This is a genomic window from Actinomadura sp. 7K534, from assembly GCF_004348575.1.
Lineage (GTDB): Bacteria > Actinomycetota > Actinomycetes > Streptosporangiales > Streptosporangiaceae > Spirillospora > Spirillospora livida.
This window is the reverse complement of the sequence record NZ_SMKB01000145.1, coordinates 1-18,447: the sequence shown is the minus strand read 5'-3', so window position 1 is coordinate 18,447 and position 18,447 is coordinate 1. Positions and strand designations below refer to the sequence as shown.

Here is an 18,447-nt window from a genome sequence, read left to right as displayed (position 1 = left end):
GGCGGGGGCTGTGGGGGTCGGTGGCCGAGGCGCTGGTCCATCCCCTCGTCACGTTCGGCGCCGACCTGCTGGAAGACCCCGGTGACGGCGCGCGGACGCTGCTGGAGTCGGTGGGCGGGCCGGTGGCCGGTCTGGTCGAGCTGCCCGGGCTCCCGGACCTGCGGCGCCGCACCTGCTGCCTCTGGGTGACGCTGGGCCAGGGCATCTGCCCGTCCTGCTGCGTGAGCGACCCCGCCGACGCCGTCCGGGACGAGGAGCGGAGGAGCGCCGGTGCGCGGTCGTGACGTCCTGCGGCGGGTGATCGCCGGCCAGTGGCGGCTCGCGGCCGGCGGCGCCGTGCTGGCCGCCGGGCACCAGGCGGGCGAGGTGCTGGTGCCCGTGGTGATCGGCGTGGTGATCGACAAGGCGATCCTGCCCGGGGACGCCGGCGCCCTCGTCCGGTGGATCGCCGTGCTGGGCGCGGTCTTCGCCGGGCTCTCCTACAGCTACCGGTTCAGCTTCCGCCTCGCCGAGCGGGCGGCCGAGCAGGCCGCGCACGAGCTGCGGCTGGAGCTGACCCGGCGCACCCTCGACCCGCGCGGCGGCGCCGAGACCGGGCGGCTGCCGGGCGAACTGGTGAACATCGCGACCGGCGACTCCAAGCGGGCCGGCGGCGTGCACGTCGCGATGGCGGCCGGGACCGCGGCGCTGGCGGGCCTGGTGGCGGGCGGCGTCGCACTGCTGTGGATGTCGGTGCCGCTGGGGCTGCTCGTCCTGCTGGGCATCCCGCCCCTGCTCGGGCTCGCGCACGTGATCGGCAAGCCGCTGGAGCGGCGCAGCGGCGCCGAGCAGGAGCGCGCCGCCCACGCGTCCGGCGTGGCCGCGGACCTGCTCGCCGGCCTCCGGGTCCTCAAGGGCATCGGCGCGGAGCGGGCGGCCGTGGGGCGGTACCGGCGCACCAGCCGCGACTCGCTGGCCGCGACCGTGCGGGCCGCCCGCGCGCAGGCGTGGCACGACGGCGGCATGCTCACGCTGACCGGGGTGTTCATCGCGGTCGTCGCGCTGGTCGGCGGACGGCTCGCCATCTCCGGCGACATCACCGTCGGCCAGCTGGTCACCGCCGTGGGACTGGCGCAGTTCCTGCTGGGGCCGCTGTCGATCCTGTCGTGGGCGAACGGCGAGTTCGCGCAGGGCCGCGCGTCCGCCGCCCGCGTGGCCTCGGTGCTGGGGGCGCCGCCCGCCGTCGCCGACGGGGACGGCGAGCCGCCGCGGCCCGTGCGGGGCGCGCTGCGGCTGCGCGGCGTCCGGTACGGCGACGCGCTGCACGGCCTGGACCTGGACGTCGCGCCGGGCGAGCTGCTCGGGGTCGCGGCCACGTCGCCCGCGGCGGCGACGGCGCTGCTGCGCCTGCTCGGCCGGTCCGCCGACCCCGACTCCGGGACGATCGAACTCGACGGGACGCCGCTGCGCGAGCTCGCCCCCGCCGCCGTCCGCCGGGCCGTCGTGGTCGCCGAGCACGACGCCGACCTGTTCGAGGGCACCCTCCTGGAGAACGTCACCGCCGCCGCGCCCGCCGGGGCGGACGGGACGGCGGCGGCACTGGCGGCCGCGGCGGCGGACGAGGTCGCCGCGAACCTGCCCCGCGGCACCGCGACCGTCCTCACCGAGCGGGGGCGGTCGCTGTCGGGCGGGCAGCGGCAGCGCGTCGCGCTCGCCCGCGCGCTCGCCGCCGCCGCGCCGGTGCTGGTGCTGCACGACCCGACCACCGCGGTCGACGCCTTCACCGAGGCGCGGATCGCCGCCGGCGTCCGGGAGGCGCGCGGCGGGCGGACGACGATCGTGGTGGCGACGAGCCCGGCGCTGCTGGCCGCGGCCGACCGGGTCGTGTTCGTGGACGGCGGCGCCGTCGCCGCCGAGGGCGCCCACGGCGACCTCGTCCACGAGCACCCCGCCTACCGCGCGACCGTCCTCTAGCGCACCCGTCCTTTAGCTCGCCCGTCCTTCAGGCAGAGGAGAACGACCCCCGGTGACGACCACAGACGAGCGGGAGCTGCTGCCCACGGCGTCGGCCGCGCGCACCCGCGCCGCCGTCCGCGAACTGGCGCGCCCGCACCGGCGCACGATCGCGGGCGGGTTCCTCGCCCTGATCGGCGCGACCGCGGTCGGGCTGCTCACCGCGCCGGTGCTGGGGCACATCGTCGACCTGGTGGCGAAGGGACGGCCCGCGTCCGCGCTCACCGCGCCCGTCGTCTGGCTCGCGGTCATCGCGGTCGTCCAGGGGGTGGCGACCGCCTACGGGCTCGGGCTGGTCGCCCGCGCGGGCGAGGGCATGCTGGCGACGCTGCGCGAGCGGTTCGTGGAGCGGGCCCTGGGGCTGCCGCTGGAGCGGGTCGAGCTGGCCGGCTCCGGGGACCTGACGTCGCGGGTCACCAACGACGTGTCGGAGGTGACCACCGCGGTCCGCGAGGCGGTGCCGGCGCTGGCCCGGTCGCTGCTGGCCATCGTGCTGACCCTGGTGGCGCTGGCGTTCCTCGACTGGCGGTTCCTGCTGGTGGCGCTGCTGGCCGTCCCCATCCAGGCGCACACCGTGCGGTGGTACGTGCGCCGCGCCGTCCCGCTGTACGCGGCGCAGCGCGTCGCGGTCGGCGCGCAGCAGCAGGAGCTGCTCGGCTCGGTCGGCGGCGCGTCCACGGTGCGGGCGTTCCGGCTGGAGGACGAGCACTCCGGCCGCGTCGGGACCCGGTCGCTCGCGGCGGTCGGCCTGGCGCTGCGCGGGGTCCGGCTGGTGACGCGGTTCTACTCCCGCCTGAACCTCGCCGAGTTCGTCGGGCTGTCGGCCGTGCTGGCGACCGGTTTCCTGCTGGTGCGGGGCGGTGCGGTGAGCATCGGCACGGCCAGCGCCGCCGCGCTGTACTTCCACAACCTGTTCGCCCCGATCAACATCGCGCTCGGCCTGGCGGACGACGCGCAGAGCGCCACCGCCGGCCTGGCCCGCCTGGTCGGCGTCGCCGACGCCGCCCCGCCCCGGGCCGAGGAGGCCGCCGCCGCGCGCCCCGTGCCGGCCCGCGGGCCGGTCGAGGTCCGCGGCGTCCGCTACTCCTACCGGAGCGGCCATCCCGTGCTGCACGACATCGACCTCCACATCACCGAGAAGGAGCGGGTGGCGCTGGTCGGCGCCAGCGGCGCGGGCAAGACGACGCTGGCCAAGCTCATCGCGGGCATCCACCGCCCCGACGCCGGCACGGCCCTCACCGACGGCGAGGTCGGGCTGGTGACCCAGGAGGTGCACGTCTTCGCCGGCCCGCTCGCCGACGACCTGCGGCTGGCCCGGCCGGACGCGGCGGACGGCGAGCTGCGCGCGGCGCTCGCCCGGGTGGGCGCGCTGGACTGGGCGCTGGCGCTGCCGCAGGGGCTGGACACGGTCGTCGGCGAGAGCGGCCACCGGCTCACCGCCGCCCAGGCGCAGCAGCTCGCGCTCGCGCGACTGGTGCTGGCCGACCCGCCCGTGGTCGTGCTGGACGAGGCCACCGCCGAGGCGGGGAGCGCGGGAGCCCGGGAACTGGAGTCCTCGGCGTCGGCCGCGATCGAGGGCCGGACGGCCCTGGTCGTGGCGCACCGGCTCACCCAGGCCGCGGCCGCCGACCGCATCGTGGTGCTCGACGGCGGCCGCGTGGTGGAGACCGGCACCCACGACGAGCTGGTGGGCGCCGGAGGCCGGTACGCCGCGCTATGGCGGGCCTGGTCCGACGGCCACCGCTCCTAGTCCGGCGCGCCCGCGCCGCCCTCCATCGCCTCGGTGAGGCTGCGGGGGCGCAGGTCGGTCCAGTTCCGCTCGACGTACTCCAGGCAGGCGGCGCGGGTGTCCTCGCCGAACACGGACCGCCAGCCCGCCGGGACGTCCGCGAACGACGGCCACAGCGAGTGCTGCCCCTCGTCGTTGACCAGGACGTGGAAGCGGCCCTCGGGGTCCTCGAACGGGTTGGTGCTCATCGGGTGTTCCTCCTCAGGATGTCGAGCAGTTCACCGGCCAGGCGCTGGGCCGTGGCGCGGTCGAACAGCTCCGCGTCGTAGACCAGTACGCAGTCCACGGGCCCGGCGTCCCGCGGTTCGTAGAAACTGAGCGCGAGCTCGGCGGGGAGCGCGCCGGTCGGGACGAGGTCGAACCCCGCGCCGAGGCCCGGGACCTCCGCGAGGGCCGCCTGCTCGTGCTGGGTCAGCAGCACCTGCGGCGCCGCCAGGCCGAGCGCGGCGGCGACCCGGTCGAACGGGACGTCCCGCCGGTCGAACGCGCCCAGGTCGGTGTCCCGCACCCGGGCGAGCAGTTCGCCGGGCTCCGGGTCGCCGCCGGTGCCGGTGCGCAGGATGACGGTGTTGGAGAAGCAGCCCACCAGGTCGGTGAGCCGGTCGTCGGCGCGGCCCGCGACCGGGGAGGCGATCGGGACGTCGGTGCCCGCCCCGTGCCGGGTGAGCAGGGTCGCCAGCGCGGCCTGGAGCACCATGAACGTACTCGTCCCGGTCCGCGCCGCCAGCGCGCCGATCGCCCGGTGCAGCCCGGCCCCGATCTGGAACTCCACGTACTCGCCCACGCCCCGGTGGTCCGGCGACGGCTCCCGGTCGTAGGGCAGGGAGATCCGGGCGGGCAGCCCGTCCAGCGCTTCGCGCCAGTAGGCGAGTTGACGTTCCTCGACGTCACCGGCCACCCGGTGCGCCCACAGCGTGTAGTCGGTGTAGGAGACGGGCAGGGGCGGCGGCTCCGGCGCGCGCCCGCTCCGCCGCGCCGCGTAGGCGGCGGCGAAGTCGCGGCTCAGCGGGACCGTGGACCAGTCGTCCACGCCGATGTGGTGCATGGTCAGCAGGAGCGCCCGCGCGCCGCCGGGACCGGTGAGCAGGTGGGCCCGCAGCGGCGGGCGCGCCTCCAGGTCCGCGGGTTCGCGGGCCAGTTCCCGGAGCGAGGCGTCGAGGTCGGTGACCCGGACGTGCTCCAGCACCGGCTCGGCGGGCTCGGGCCGCCCGCCGGGGAAGCGGGTGCGCAGAGGCTCGTGGCGCGCGGCTACGTCGGCGAGCGCCGCCGCCAGGGCGTCGCCGTCGAGATCACCCGATCGCAGCGCGAACGCCGCGGTGTACGGCCTGCCCGCGCCCTGCCGGTAGCGGGTCCAGTGCCATTCCTGCGGCGGGGCGAGCGGCATCGTCCCAGGACGCTCGACTCCGGCGGCGAGCCGCGGCCCGCTCCCGGAGCCACTGGCCGCGTCGATGCGTTCGGCCAGCGCGGCGACCGTCGGGGCGTCGAACACGTCGCGCAGGGCGAGCCCCGCGTCCAGCGCCGTCCGGACCCGGGCGAGCAGCCGCATCGCCGACATGGAATGGCCGCCGAGCTCGAAGAAGTTATCGTGCAGGCCGACCCCGGGCAGGCCGAGCACCTCGGCGAACATGGCGGCCAGTTCCCGTTGCCGCGGCGTGTCGGGCCGCGCGGAACCGGTCATCACCGCCCAGTCTGGGGCGGGCAGCGCCCGGCGGTCGAGCTTGCCGTTGGGGGTGAGCGGTAGCGGGCCGTCCAGCACCACGACCGCCGCCGGGACCATGTAGTCCGGGAGCAGCGTCGCGACGTGCGCACGGACCTCGGCCGGGTCGGGCGGGCCCTCCCCCGGTTCCGGGACGGCGTAGCCGATCAGCCTGGTGTCCGGCCCGCCGCGGTCGGCGACCACGGCCGCCTGCCGGACGCCCGGGTGCCGCGTCATCGCCCCGGCGACCTCGCCGGGCTCGATGCGGAACCCGCGGACCTTCACCTGGTCGTCGGCGCGGCCGAGGAAGTCGATGTCGCCGCCGGGACGCCGGCGCGCGCGGTCGCCCGTCCGGTACATGCGGGCGCCGGGCGGGCCGAACGGGCACGCCACGAACCGCTCGGCGGTCAGGCCGGGCCGTCCGAGGTAGCCGCGGGCCAGCCCGCGGCCGGCGACGTACAGCTCGCCGGGCACCCCGGGCGGCACCGGCCGCAGGCGCTCGTCCAGCACGTACGCGCGGGTGTTGGGGTCGGGGGCGCCGATCGGGACCGCGCCCGTCCAGCCCTCCTCGGCGGGCCACAGGGTGGAGTTCACCGTCGCCTCGGTCAGCCCGTAGGCGGCCAGCAGCCGCAGGTGCCCGGCCCAGCGCGCGATCACCCCCGGCGGGACGGTCTCGGTGCCGACCAGCACCGTCGCGCCCGCGGGCGGCGCGCAGCCCGCGGGCAGCGCCGCGACGAGGGACGGCGGCAGGATCGCGTGCGTGATGCCCTGGTCGTTCATGAAGCCGGTCAGCTCCGGGCCCGGCACGCGCGCCTCGTCGGGGACGAGCACGAGCCGCCCGCCGTGGCACAGCGCCATCGCCAGCTCGAAGATCGTGACGTCGAAGCCGATGGACGCGAACTGCAGCACGCGGCTGTCCGGCGTGAGGCCCATCCGGTCGACGGCCGTGGCGACGAGGCTGCCGATGCCCTCGTGCGGGACGACGACGCCCTTGGGCCGCCCCGTCGAGCCGGACGTGTAGATGACGTACGCGGCCTGGTCGAGCGCGACGTGCGGGAACGGCCCGCCCGGTTCGGTGCCGGCCAGCCGCGCCGCGACCTCCGGATCGTCCAGCACCACCGGCCGGACGCCCTCGACCTCGGGCACCTTCCCGGCGACCTGCTCGGTGACGACGACCGCCGCGGCGCCCGCGTCGCCGAGCATGTAGGCGAGCCGGTCGGCGGGGTGCGCGAGGTCGAGCGGCAGGAAGGCCGCGCCCAGCTTGCCCGCGCCCAGCATCACCGCGACCATCTCCGCCGAGCGCGGCACCGCGACGCCGACGACGCTCTCCGGGCCCACGCCGTACTGGGCGAGCAGCCGCGCCATGCGGTCGGACAGCGCGTCCAGCTCGGAGTAGGTGAGGGTGCGCGGGCCGTCCACGACGGCGACGGCGCCGGGACGCTCCGCCACGCGCCGCCGGAACATCTCGGGGATGGTCTCCTCGGCCACCTCGCGGTCGGTGCGGTTAAATCCGTCCAGGACAAGGGCGCGTTCCTCGGCGGTCACCACGTCGATGTCGCCGACGCGCAGCTCCGGGTCCGCGGCGACGGCGGCGACCAGGCGCGACAGCCGCTCCCCCAGCGTCGCGACCGTCGACCGGTCGAAGATGTCGGAGCGGTACTCCAGCACGCATGAGATCCGCCCGGTCTCCGCGTCCTCGGCAAAGCTGAACACCAGGTCGAACTTGGCGGTGCGCGCCTCGACCGGCTCGGGGCGCACGTCCAGCCCGGCGAACTCGACGTCGCCGCCGCCTCGGTTGCGGTACCCGACCATCACCTGGAACAGCGGGTTGCGGTCAGGCGAGCGGACGGGGTTCAGCTCCTCCACCACGGCCTCGAACGGCACGTCCTGGTTCGAGAAGGCGGCCAGGTCGGTCTCCCGGACGCGGGCGAGCAGCTCGGCGAACGTCGGGTCGCCGGACACGTCGGTGCGCAGCACCAGCGTGTTGACGAAGAAGCCGACCAGGTCGGTCAGCGCCTCGTCGGTGCGGCCGGAGATCGGCGCGCCGAGCGGGAGGTCGTCCCCGGCGCCGAGGCGGTGCAGCAGCGCGGCGACGGCCGCGTGGCACACCATGAACATGCTGGCGCCGCCGCGCTGGGCGAGCCGGCGCAGGCCCGCGGAGTCCCCGGGGTCCAGTTCGACGACCAGCTCGCCGCCGGACATGGCCGGCCGCGCCGGATGCGGCCGGTCCGTGGGCAGCTCCAGCCGCTCCGGGGCGCCGTCCAGGGTCCGCTTCCAGAAGGCGAGCTGTCGCGCGGCGAGGCTGCCGGATTCGGAGCGGTCGCCGAGCAGCCGCCGCTGCCAGAGCGTGTAGTCGACGTACTGCACCGGCAGCGGTTCCCACCCGGGGGCCCGCCCGGCGGCGCGGGCCGCGTAGGCGGTGGCCAGGTCGCGCAGGAACGGCCCGTCCGACCACTCGTCGGTCGTGATGTGGTGCAGGAGCAGCGCCACGACGTGCTCGTCCTCGGCGAGCCGGACGACGGTCGCGCGCAGCGGCGGTTCGGACGCGAGGTCGAACCGGCGTCCCAGCGCGCCGGCGAGCACCGTGCCGAGCGCGTCCTCCGCCGCCTCGACCACACGTAGTTCGGGCCGCGCCGCACCGGCCGGCAGCACCCGCTGGAACGGCCGGCCCTCGTGCTCGCCGACGAGCGTGCGCAGCGCCTCGTGGCGGTCCATGACGTCGGCCAGCGCGGCACCGAACGCGTCGGCGGCGAACGCGCCGCGCAGCCGCATCACCAGCGGGAAGTTGTAGGCGGCCGACGGCGTCAGCTGCTCGATCATCCAGAGCCGCCGCTGGGCGAACGACAGCGGCGGCTCACCGGGCCGGTCCGCGGCCGCCGCCAGGGCGGGGCGCGCCCCCGCGCCGGCAGCGGCGGCGCGCCCGGCCAGCTCGGCGACCGTGGGCGCCTCGAACAGGTCGCGGATCGCCAGCTCCGCGCCGAGCACGGCGCGGGCGCGGCCGATCAGCCGGGTGGCCAGCAGCGAGTGGCCGCCGAGGTCGAAGAAGTCGTCGTCGATGCCGACCCGGCCGACGCCGAGCAGCTCGGCGAACAGGCCGCACAGGGCCTCCTCGGCGGGCGTGCGCGGCGGGCGGCTCGCCGCGGCGGCGGTCACGGCGGGCGCGGGCAGCGCCCGGACGTCGAGCTTGCCGTTCACCGTGAGCGGCAGCCGCTCCACCGGCAGCAGCGCCGCCGGGACCATGTAGTCGGGCAGCCGCTCCTTCAAGTGCGCGCGGAGCGCCGCCGTCAGGGCGTCCGCGTCGCCGGGCGGCCAGGTCTCCGGGACGACGTACCCGGCGAGCCGCTGCACGCCGCCGGGCCCGGACGCGTCGGCGACCACGGCGGCGTGCGCGACCGCCGGGTGCTCCTCCAGTGCCGCGCCGACCTCGGCGGGCTCCACCCGGTAGCCGCGGATCTTGACCTGGTCGTCGGTGCGGCCGAGGAAGTCGAGGTTTCCGTCGGGGCGGCGGCGCACCAGGTCGCCCGTCCGGTACATCCGGTCGCCGGGCGCGCCGAACGGGTCGGCGACGAACCGCTCCGCGGTGAGGCCGGGCCGCCGGTGGTAGCCGCGCGCCAGCCCGGTGCCCGCGATGTACAGCTCGCCGGGCGCCCCGTCCGGCACCGGGCGCAGCGCAGTGTCGAGGACGTGGGCGCGGGTGTTCCAGATCGGGCGGCCCACGGTCGGGGTGTCGCTGTCGCGGGTGCCGCCGCCGAGCGTGTTGATCGTGTACTCGGTCGGGCCGTACAGGTTGTAGCCGAACGTGCCCTCGGTGTCGCGCAGCCGGGACCAGACGGTCTCGGTGACCGCCTCGCCGCCGAGCAGCACCAGCGGCGGCCGGTGCCCGTCCAGCAGGCCCTCCTCGATGAGGTGGTGCGCGTAGGTCGGCGTGACGTTGACGACGTCCACGCGGTGGCGGTCGCAGTACGCGACGAGCGCCTCGGCGTCGCGGCGCAGCTCCTCGTCGCAGACGTGCACCTCGTGGCCCTCGACCAGCCACAGCAGCTCTTCCCACGACATGTCGAAGGCGAACGAGACCGTGTGCGCGATCCGCAGCCGCCGGCCGCCCGCCGACGCGACCGCCGGGGCGAAGATCGCCTCGCGGTGGTTGAGCTGCATGTTGGTCAGCCCCCGGTACGGCGTGACGACGCCCTTCGGGCGCCCGGTCGAACCGGAGGTGTAGATGAGGTACGCCGGATGCTCCAGGCGGCCCGGGCGGCCGGGTGCGAAACCGGGCGCCTCCGCGCCGGTGATCTCCCCGCCGGGGAGCGAGGCGAGTTCGGCGGCGGTGTCCGGGGCGTCCAGCGCGATGCGTCCCGGGCCGTCCGGCAGGACGGACGCGGCGACGGACTCCGTGGTCAGGACGCAGGCCGGCGCCGCGTCGGCGAGCATGTGCGCCAGCCGGTCGGCGGGGTGGTCCAGCTCCAGCGGCAGGTACGCCGCGCCGGTGCGCAGCACCGCGAACAGCGCCGCGACCATGTCGGCCGAGCGCGGCAGCGCCAGCGCCACCACCCGCTCGGGGGCGGCGCCGCGCGCCAGCAGCAGCCGGGCGAGCCGGTTCACGCGGGCGTCCAGCCCGGCGTAGGTGAGGGTCTCGTCCCCGGCGACGACGGCGACCTCGTCAGGGGTGCGCGCGGCCTGCGCCGCGAGCATCTCCGACACGGTCTCGTCGGGCACCGGGCGGCGGATGGCGTCCCACTCGTCCGCCAGGGCACGCCACTCCGCCGGCTCCAGCGGGTCGAGCGCGCCCACGCGCGGCACCGCCCCGCCGGCCCGCTCCTCGCTCTCCAGGCCGTCCACGAGCCGTTCGACCAGGGTCGTGAAGCGCCGCAGCAGGGATTCGGCGAGCGGGCGGCCGATGACGTCGGGACGGTGGTCGATCTTCATCCGCACCGGCGTGCCGGGCGTGACGACGAACGTGATCGGGTAGTGGGTGGCGTCGAGGCCCTCCGCCTCCACGATGCCGTGCCGCTCCTGCAGCTCGGCCATGTCGTCCTCGTCACCGAGGTTCTGCAGCACGTAGAGGGTGTCGAAGAGCCGGGAGTGCCCGGCGGCCTGCTGGATGTCGCCCAGTCCGAGGTAGTCGTGCGGCATGAGCGCGACCCGTTCGCCCTGCACGCGCCGCAGCAGGCCGGGGACGGGCTCGCGCGGATCCAGCGTGACCCGGACGGGGACCGTGTTGAGGAACATCCCGATGATGCCCTCCACCCGGGGCACGTCGCCCGGCCGCCCCGCCACCGCCGTGCCGAACACGACGTCCTCGCGGCCGGTGGCGCTGGACAGCACCAGCGCCCACGCCGCGCTGAACACCGTGTTGAGCGTCAGGCCGTGGCGGCGCACCGCCGCGTAGAGCCGCTCGGTGAGCGGCACCGGCAGCTCGGCCCGGCTGCGGTCGGGGATCACCGGTTCGAGGGCCCGGTCCACGGGGCCGACGAGCGTGGGCTCGGCCAGGCCCGCGAGCGCGTCCCGCCACGCCTCCTTGGCGCGGCCGGTGTCCTGCGCGCCGAGCCAGGCGAGGTAGTCGCGGTACGAGCCGGGCGGCGGCAGGTCGACCGTGTCGCCGCGCCGCTCGTCCCCGGCCCGCTCGTACATGGCGATGAGCTGCTCGAAGAACAGCCACGCCGACCATCCGTCCCACAGGATCAGGTGGTGGGTGATGACGAGCCGGTCCGCCGCGTCTCCGTCCGCTCCGTCGCCGAGCCGGATCAGCAGCAGCCGGAACAGCGGCGGCGCGGCGAGGTCGAACCGGCGCCTGCGGTCGGCCGCCAGGATCCGGCCGATCTCCGCCTCCCGGCTCTCGGGGTCGAGTCCGGAGAGGTCGACCTCCTCCAGCCGGGGGGCGGGCCCGGTGCCGATGAACTGCACCGGCTGCGGGAGCCCGTCGTTGGTGAACCCGGCCCGGAGCGCGGTGTGCCGGGCCAGCACCGCCGCGCACGCGTCCAGCAGCCGGTCGGCGTCCACGCGGTGGCTGAAGTCGAACGCGACCTGCGCGGTGTAGACGTCGAGCGCGCCTGTGTCGTAGCTGGAGTGGAAGTACAGCCCCTCCTGCAGCGGCGACAGCGGCCAGACCTCCTCGACCGGAAGCGGCGCGACCCGCGAGACCCGCTCCCGCTCCGCGTCCGTCAGCGCGACCAGTTCGGCCGCGCCGCCGGAGCCGTTCTCGCCGGCGACCTCCCGCGCGGCGGCTGCCAGGGCCGCGGGGGTGGGGTGCTCGAACACGTCCTGCGGACCGACGACGAGCCCGGCCCGGTGCGCCCGCCCGGACACCACGATCGACAGGATGCTGTCGCCGCCCAGCGCGAAGAAGTCGTCGTCGGCGCCGACCCCAGCGGTCTCCAGCACCTCGGCGAAGATCTCGCAGAACAGCCGCTCGCGCTCGGTGCGCGGCGCCCGCGCCGCCGCCCGCCCGGCGGCGGGCGCGGGCAGCGCGGCCCGGTCGATCTTGCCGCCCGGGGTCAGCGGCAGCTCGCCGAGCACGACGACGTCGGAGGGGATCATCGCCTCCGGAAGCGTCGCGGCGAGGGACTCGCGCAGCGCTTCGGCGTCCAGGTGGACGCCGGGCTCGGGCACCGCGTAGGCGGTCAGCCGCGCGCCGCCCGGACCGTCGTGACGGTCGACCACGGCCGCGCGCCGCACGCCCGGCTCCGCCGCGATCCGCGCCTCGACCTCGCCCAGCTCGATCCGGTTGCCGCGGACCTTGACCTGCCGGTCGACCCGGCCCAGGTACGTGAGGTGCCCGGCGCCGCCGCGGCCCTGCCGGCGCACGAGGTCGCCGGTGCGGTACATGCGCTCGCCGGGCGCGCCGAACGGGTCGGCGACGAACCGCTCGGCGGTCAGCCCCGCCCGGCGGTGGTAGCCGTGGGCGACCTGGCTCCCGCCGACGTAGAGTTCGCCCGCCGCGCCGGGCGGCACGGGACGCAGCGCGCCGTCCAGGACGTACAGCCGGGTGCCGCCCACCGGTCCGCCGATCGGCACGGCCGGGCCGTCCGCGGCGCCGCCGTACTCCCGGTACGCGACCTGGATCGTCGTCTCGGTCGGCCCGTACACGTTGTACATCGGCACGCCGGTCAGGGCGGTCCACCGCGCGGCGAACTCGCCGGTCAGCGCCTCGCCGCCGCTGAACACCCGGCGCAGGCCGCGCAGGGCGGCCAGGTCGCCGGCGTCCTCGGCGGCCTGGAGGAAGGCCGCCAGCATCGACGGCACCATCGCGATCGTGGTGACGCCGTGCTCGCGGACGCGGCGCGCGAGGTGGGCGGTGTCGCGCTGCCCGCCGGGGCGGGTCAGGACGATCCCGGCGCCCGCGCACAGCGGCCAGAACAGCTCCAGGAGGGACGCGTCGAAGGCGGCCGAGAGCTGCTGCAGGACACGGTCGTCCGCGCCGAGCGGGAACCGTTCCGCCAGCCAGGTCATCTGGCTGACGACGGCGCGGTGCGGGACGAGGACGCCCTTGGGGCGGCCCGTCGACCCGGAGGTGTACAGGAGGTAGGCGGGGTGCTCCGGCCCGGCGGTCTCCCCCACCGCCCGGCCGTCCGGGTCGCCGTCCGCGGCGTCGACGTCCTCGTCGACGTCATCGTCGAGGAGCACGCGGGACACGCCGTCCGCTTCCGGAAGGCGCCCCGCGGCCTCCCGCGTGGTGAGGACGGTGCGGGCGGCGGAGTCGGCGAGCATGTACGCCAGCCGGTCCGCGGGGAGGTCCGCGTCGAGCGGCAGGTAGGCGGCGCCCGCCCGCAGCGTGCCGAGCAGGGCGGCGACCAGCTCGGGCGAGCGCGGCACCGCGACCGCCACGATGTCGCCGGGCCGCGTCCCGCGCGCGCGGAGGCTGCGCGCGACGGCGTCCGCCCGCCGGTCCAGCGCGGCGTAGGTGAGCGTCGCGTCCGGCCCGTCGCCGATGACGGCGACGGCGTCCGGCACCGCGGCGGCCCGCGCCGCGACCATGGCGTGCAGGGTGGGAGCGGCCGGCCGCACCGGCGCTCCGGCGAGCGCGGCGCGTGCCCGCTCGCCGTCCGTGGGCGGCTCCAGGGCCGCGACGGGGCGGGACGGGTCCGCGGCCAGGCTCTCCAGCACCGCCACCAGGCGCGCGGCGATCCGCTCGGCGGTGGCCGCGTCGATCCTGGCGGCGTCGTGATCGATCCGCAGCGCCAGCCGCCGGCCGGGCAGAACGATCAGCGCGAGCGGGTACTGCTCGACGTTGGTGAAGTCGACACCGGTGATCTCGACGGTGCCCGACGGGTCGCGCAGGTCCCGCTCCTCGGGATAGTTCTCCAGCACGACGAGGGTGTCGAACAGGTCCCCCGCCCCGGCGAGCCGCTGGATCCGTGCGAGCCCGAGGTACTGGTGGTCGAGCAGGGCCGACTGCGCGTCCTGCAGCCGGGTCAACGCCGCGGCGAGCGGCTCGCCCGGCCGCCACCACATCCGCACCGGCAGCGTGTTGACGAACATGCCGACCATCGACTCGATGCCGGCGATGTCGGCGAACCGCCCGGCCAGGGCGTACTCGGTGCGGGTGACGACCTGGGCGGTGGTCATCGTGGCGGGGTCGGCCAGGACGTCGGCCAGCGGACGTCCTGGCGGCGCGTCGCGGTGGGGGATGGGGAAGGTCGCGGTGGCGTCGGTGACGAAGACGACCTTGTAGCCGAGGTCGGCCGCCACCCGCGCGGTGGTCTCGCAGCACTGCTCGGTCTGGATGCCGCACACCACCACCTCGCCGACGCCGCGCTCGGTGAGCAGCTGCTGCAGGTTCGTGGTGGTGAACGCGTTGCGGGAGGTCTTGGTGAGGACCGGCTCGCCGGCCGCCGGCTCCAGGCCGTCCATGAGGCGGACGTGGCCGAGGACGGGGTCGAACACGGTGCCGCTGCCGGGCTCGGAGTGCAGCACCCACACCACCAGGTCCCCGGCGGCGCGGGCCGCGCCGACGAGCCGGGCGGCGCGGGCGTCGATGTCGGGCGCCGAGACCGCCCGCCAGTTCGGGCGGCGGCGGAAGGACTCTTGGACGTCGATGACGAGGAGGGCTCTGTTCATGCCCCCGATGCTGCCCGCGGCGCGGGGTGCGCGGCAGGCATCATCACGGCACGATGCGGAATGATCCGGTCACCGGTACCGGGCCCGCCGCAACTATTTCGGCCCGCGGGAGGGAGAGTCCGTTCTGTCCGGGAATCCCCTGGTGTGGCGGGCGCCCCGGGGTGCGGCGCCGCCCCGTCCGCACAGCGCGGCGCGCGGGCCGGGGCACAGTCGGCGCACGGGGGCGGCGCGCGGCGGCCGGCGTGCGCCGGGACGGGTTTCGGGAACAGGGGGATGCGGCATGGGCGGCCAGGAGGCCGGAGGCGCGGCCCGCGCGGGCGGCGCGTCCGACACGGGCGGGGCGCGCGGCGGTGCGCGCCCGGCGGGCGCGACGGTCGGGGTGGAGGAGGAGTTCCTCCTGGTCGACGCGGTGTCGGGGACGTGCGTCCCGCGCGCCGGGCAGGTCCTCGCGGCGGCGGGGGAGCATCCGTGGCGCGCGTCGGGCGGTGGGTTCCACACCGAGCTGCTGGCCTCGCAGGTGGAGGCGGCGACCGGGGTGTGCGGGGACCTGGCGGCCCTGCGGGCGCAGCTGCGCGACGGGCGGGCGCGGCTGGCCGCCGCCGCGCGGGCGGCAGGGGCGCGGCTGGTGTCGGCGGGCGCGCCGGTGCTCGGCGGGCCGCCCCCGCCGGCGACGCCCGGCGACCGGTTCGCCGCGATCACCGGGACCTACGGGGAGGTCGTGGCGGACTACCAGGCGTGCGGCTGCCACGTCCACGTCGCGGTCCCGGACCGGGAGACGGCCGTGGCGGTGGTGAACCACCTGCGGCCGTGGCTGGCGACGCTGGTGGCGCTGGCGGTGAACTCCCCGTTCGACCACGGCCGCGCCGGGCGCTTCGCCGGCCGCCGCATCGTGGAGATGTGGCGGTTCCCCGGCGCGGGCACCCCGCCGTACGCGGCGTCGGCGGCCGAGTACGACGCGCGCGTCGCGGCGCTGGTGGAGGCGGGCGCGCTGGTCGACGAGGCGATGACGTTCTGGCTGGCGCGGCCGTCGCCGCGGTGGCCGACGGTGGAGGTGCGCGCGGCGGACGCGGCCGCCACCGCCGACGAGGCGGTCCTGCAGGCGGCGCTGTCGCGGGGCCTGGTCGGCGCGGCGCTGCGGGACCTGGCGGCCGGGCGGGAGGCCCCGCCCGTGGACGCGCAGGTGTGCGCGGCGGCGCTGTGGAGCGCGGCGCGGCACGGGATGCGCGGCCACGCGCTGGACCCGTTCACCCGGCGGCGCGTGCCGCCGTGGCGGATGGTGGAGGACCTGCTGGCCAGGACCCGGCCCGCGCTGGCCGGGACCGGCGACCTGGACACCGTCCGCGCGCTGCTGGACGCCGTCCGCCGGGCCGGGACCGGCGCGGACCGGCAGCGCCGCGCGGCCGGGCGGGGCGGGCCCCGCGCGGTGGTGGACATGCTGGCCCGGCACACCGAGTCCGGCGTCCTCGGCGACGCCCTCGGCTCCTTCGAGGCACCCGCCCGCGGGCCCGCCGGCGGGCCGAGCCGGGGGACACAAGCGGCACCTGGGGAGGAACCGGGCGTATGGGATGCGCGTGAGCGGGTACCGCAGCCGGACACGCACGGGACCACGGAGGACGCATGACCGCTCAGCACGCCGCCGCCCCTCGGCAGGCACCCACCCAGGCCCTCCGGCGGGCCGCCGCCCGGGCCCCGGCCCGGGCCGCCCGCGGGGAGCCGGCGGCGGTGCCGACGCTGCCCGCCCCGCGCGGGCCGCTGTCGCGGGCCGTCGTGGACGTCCTGTCGGCGGGCCCGCCCCCCGGCCCCGCGCATGGCTCCCCGCACGACCCCGCGCAGGGCCCGGCGTTCGAGGGCGCCCTGGCGGGGCGGGACGCGTGGGCGGCGGTGCGGGCCGCCGACCCCTACGGAGACGACCTGCAACTGGCCCTGCACACCTGCTTCGAGCTGCACTACCGCGGGTTCGCGGGCGTCGACCCGGACTGGGAGTGGGACCCGGATCTGCTGCGGCTGCGCCGGGCGATGGAGGAGGCGTTCCTGGCGGCGCTGCGCCGCGACGTCCCCGGCGGGGCCGACGTGGACGCCGCGCTCGCCGGGCTGCTGACCGAGCCGGTCGACGCGTCCGGCGTCACCCACCACCTGCGCGGCGAGGGGGAGTGGTGGCAGCTGCTGGAGCACGCGGCGCTGCGGTCGGTGTACCACCTCAAGGAGGCCGACCCGCACGCCTGGGTGATCCCGCGGCTGCGGGGCCGCGCCAAGACGGCCCTGGTCGCCGTCGAGCACGACGAGTTCGGCGGCGGCCGCCCCGAGATGATCCACCAGGGCCTGTACGCGGGCCTGCTCGACGACCTGGGCCTGGACCCCTCCTACGGCGCCTACGTGGACGCGGCGCCCGCGGTGATGCTGGCGACGGTGAACATGATGTCGCTGTTCGGGCTGCGGCGCTCGCTGCGCGCCGCGCTGGTGGGCCACTTCGCCGCGGCCGAGATCACCACCGCGCCGTCCGCGCGGCGGATGGCGCGGGCGCTGGAGCGGCTGGGCGCCGGGCCCCGCGCCGTGCTGTTCTACACCGAGCACATCGAGGCCGACGCCGTCCACGAGCAGGTCCTGCGCCACGACGTGATCGGCGGGCTGCTGGAGCAGGAGCCGGAGCTGGCGGGGGACGTGGTCCTCGGCGTGCAGGCCACCTGCCTGCTGGAGGACCGCCTGGCCGCGCACCTGCTGGAGCACTGGCGGGGCCGCCCGCCGCGCTCGGCGCTGCGCCACCCCCCGCCCGGCTTCCCCGCCGGGCCGGTGAGCGGCCCCGCGAACGGTCCTGTGTCCGGTTCGGTGAGCGGCGAGTGAGGGGGACGGGGATGCTGCTGCTGAGAACTCCGGGGGTGTACCGCCCCCAGTCCGACACCCACCTGCTCGCCGGCGCGCTGCGCACGGCCGGCGTCCCGCGGGGCGCGCGGGTCCTGGAGCTGGGCACCGGGACGGGCGCGGTCGCGATGGCCGCCGCCCGCGAGGGCTGCCGCGTCGTCGCGGTCGACGTGTCCGCGCAGGCGGTGCTGACCGCGCGGCTGAACGCGCTGGTGCGGGGCCTGCCGGTCCGCGTCCTGCGCGGCGACCTGTTCGCCCCGGTCGCCGGCGAGCGGTTCGACGTGATCGTCGCCAACCCCCCGTACGTGGCGGGCGCCGCCGACCCCGCGACCGTGCGGGGACGGGCCCGCGCCTGGGAGGCCGGCCCCGGCGGCCGCGCCCTGCTGGACCGCATCTGCGCCGGGGCGCCGCGGCACCTGACGCCCTCGGGCACGCTGCTGCTGGTGCACTCCGCGCTGAACGGGGTCGCGGCCACGCTGGTGTCGCTGCGCAGCGCCGGGATGCGCGCGTCGGTGGTCGCGCGGCACCACGAGCCGCTCGGCCCGGTGATGCGCGCCCGCGCCGACCTGCTCCGGGCTCAGGGGCTGCTGCCCCCGGGCCAGGCGCACGAGGAACTCGTCGTCATCCGCGCCGACCGCGTCCAGGACACCGCCGAGACCGGCGGGGAACCCGCGGGCGGGCACTCCGCGGACGAGGGGAGCGGAGGTGAGGCCGATGGCCGCCGCGCCGCGTGACACCGCCACGGTGGAAGGTTCCGCCGGGCCGCGGGGGGCGGCCGCGCGGCGGGTGCGGATGGTGCCGGGCGGGCCCGTCCTGGTGGAGGGCCCGGTCGAGGTGGTCCTGGAGGACGGGCGGACCGTGACCTCCGACCGGTTCCTGGTGGCGCTGTGCGCGTGCCGCCGCAGCCGCTCCTACCCGTTCTGCGACACCAGCCACCGCCGCCGCGTCCGCACCGGCGACCAGGACGGCGACGACAGCGGCTCAGGCGACAGCGGCTCGGGCGTCTGACGGGCGACGCGAGCCGCCCCCGCCCCGGCAGGTAGCGGGACGGGGGCCTGTC

At 77.2% G+C, this 18,447-nt stretch carries 9 protein-coding genes; 7 read left to right on the top strand and 2 right to left on the bottom strand.

Annotation, left to right across the window (positions count from 1 at the left end):
- From E1266_RS38170 to E1266_RS24720, 3 genes are all read left to right on the top strand, one after another.
- Window positions 1–284 (top strand): hypothetical protein (locus tag E1266_RS38170; RefSeq protein ID WP_207945892.1); only part of this gene is annotated, 284 nt, incomplete at its 5' end.
- The gene (locus E1266_RS24725) at window positions 271–1,953 is read left to right on the top strand and encodes an ABC transporter ATP-binding protein (protein WP_132050840.1); all 1,683 of its coding nucleotides are present in this window, start codon (window positions 271–273) and stop codon (window positions 1,951–1,953) included. The genes E1266_RS38170 and E1266_RS24725, both read left to right, overlap by 14 nt.
- A gap of 52 nt (window positions 1,954–2,005) precedes the next feature.
- Entirely contained in the window at window positions 2,006–3,742 is a 1,737-nt protein-coding gene (locus tag E1266_RS24720) for an ABC transporter ATP-binding protein (protein WP_132050838.1), read from the top strand.
- Here the strand turns inward: E1266_RS24720 and E1266_RS24715 are convergent.
- Window positions 3,739–3,969, bottom strand: a complete 231-nt coding sequence (locus tag E1266_RS24715) for an MbtH family protein (protein WP_132050836.1) — start codon at window positions 3,967–3,969, stop codon at window positions 3,739–3,741. The genes E1266_RS24720 and E1266_RS24715 overlap by 4 nt on opposite strands.
- Window positions 3,966–14,531 (bottom strand): non-ribosomal peptide synthetase, encoded by a 10,566-nt coding sequence (locus tag E1266_RS24710; protein ID WP_132050834.1) that lies wholly within the window; start codon window positions 14,529–14,531, stop codon window positions 3,966–3,968. Before E1266_RS24710 ends, E1266_RS24715 begins: the two co-directional genes overlap by 4 nt.
- 280 nt (window positions 14,532–14,811) lie before the next feature.
- Between E1266_RS24710 and E1266_RS24705 the strand changes: the two genes are divergently transcribed.
- Genes E1266_RS24705 through E1266_RS24690 form a run of 4 tightly spaced genes read left to right on the top strand, consistent with a single transcriptional unit; the run spans window position 14,812 to window position 18,395 of the window.
- Entirely contained in the window at window positions 14,812–16,152 is a 1,341-nt protein-coding gene (locus E1266_RS24705) for a glutamate--cysteine ligase (protein ID WP_132050832.1), read from the top strand.
- The gene (locus E1266_RS24700; RefSeq protein WP_132050830.1) at window positions 16,149–17,369 is read left to right on the top strand and encodes an iron-containing redox enzyme family protein; all 1,221 of its coding nucleotides are present in this window, start codon (window positions 16,149–16,151) and stop codon (window positions 17,367–17,369) included. The genes E1266_RS24705 and E1266_RS24700 overlap by 4 nt, the downstream gene beginning before the upstream one ends.
- 11 nt (window positions 17,370–17,380) lie before the next feature.
- Window positions 17,381–18,121 carry a HemK2/MTQ2 family protein methyltransferase gene (locus tag E1266_RS24695; protein WP_132050828.1) on the top strand — a complete coding sequence of 247 codons (741 nt, stop codon included), beginning with the start codon at window positions 17,381–17,383 and terminating at the stop codon, window positions 18,119–18,121.
- 58 nt (window positions 18,122–18,179) lie between these two features.
- Window positions 18,180–18,395, top strand: coding sequence for a CDGSH iron-sulfur domain-containing protein (locus E1266_RS24690; RefSeq protein ID WP_243718825.1), 216 nt, complete (start codon window positions 18,180–18,182; stop codon window positions 18,393–18,395).
- The last annotated feature ends 52 nt before the right edge of the window (window positions 18,396–18,447 follow it).

What these genes read in the sequence shown, in the direction of transcription:
- E1266_RS24715 (WP_132050836.1), bottom strand. Translation starts at nt 3,969, where the DNA reads ATGAGCACCAACCCGTTCGAGGACCCCGAGGGCCGCTTCCACGTCCTG.
- E1266_RS24710 (WP_132050834.1), bottom strand. Translation starts at nt 14,531, where the DNA reads ATGAACAGAGCCCTCCTCGTCATCGACGTCCAAGAGTCCTTCCGCCGC.
- E1266_RS24705 (WP_132050832.1), top strand. Translation starts at nt 14,812, where the DNA reads ATGGGCGGCCAGGAGGCCGGAGGCGCGGCCCGCGCGGGCGGCGCGTCC.
- E1266_RS24700 (WP_132050830.1), top strand. Translation starts at nt 16,149, where the DNA reads ATGACCGCTCAGCACGCCGCCGCCCCTCGGCAGGCACCCACCCAGGCC.
- E1266_RS24695 (WP_132050828.1), top strand. Translation starts at nt 17,381, where the DNA reads ATGCTGCTGCTGAGAACTCCGGGGGTGTACCGCCCCCAGTCCGACACC.
- E1266_RS24690 (WP_243718825.1), top strand. Translation starts at nt 18,180, where the DNA reads ATGGTGCCGGGCGGGCCCGTCCTGGTGGAGGGCCCGGTCGAGGTGGTC.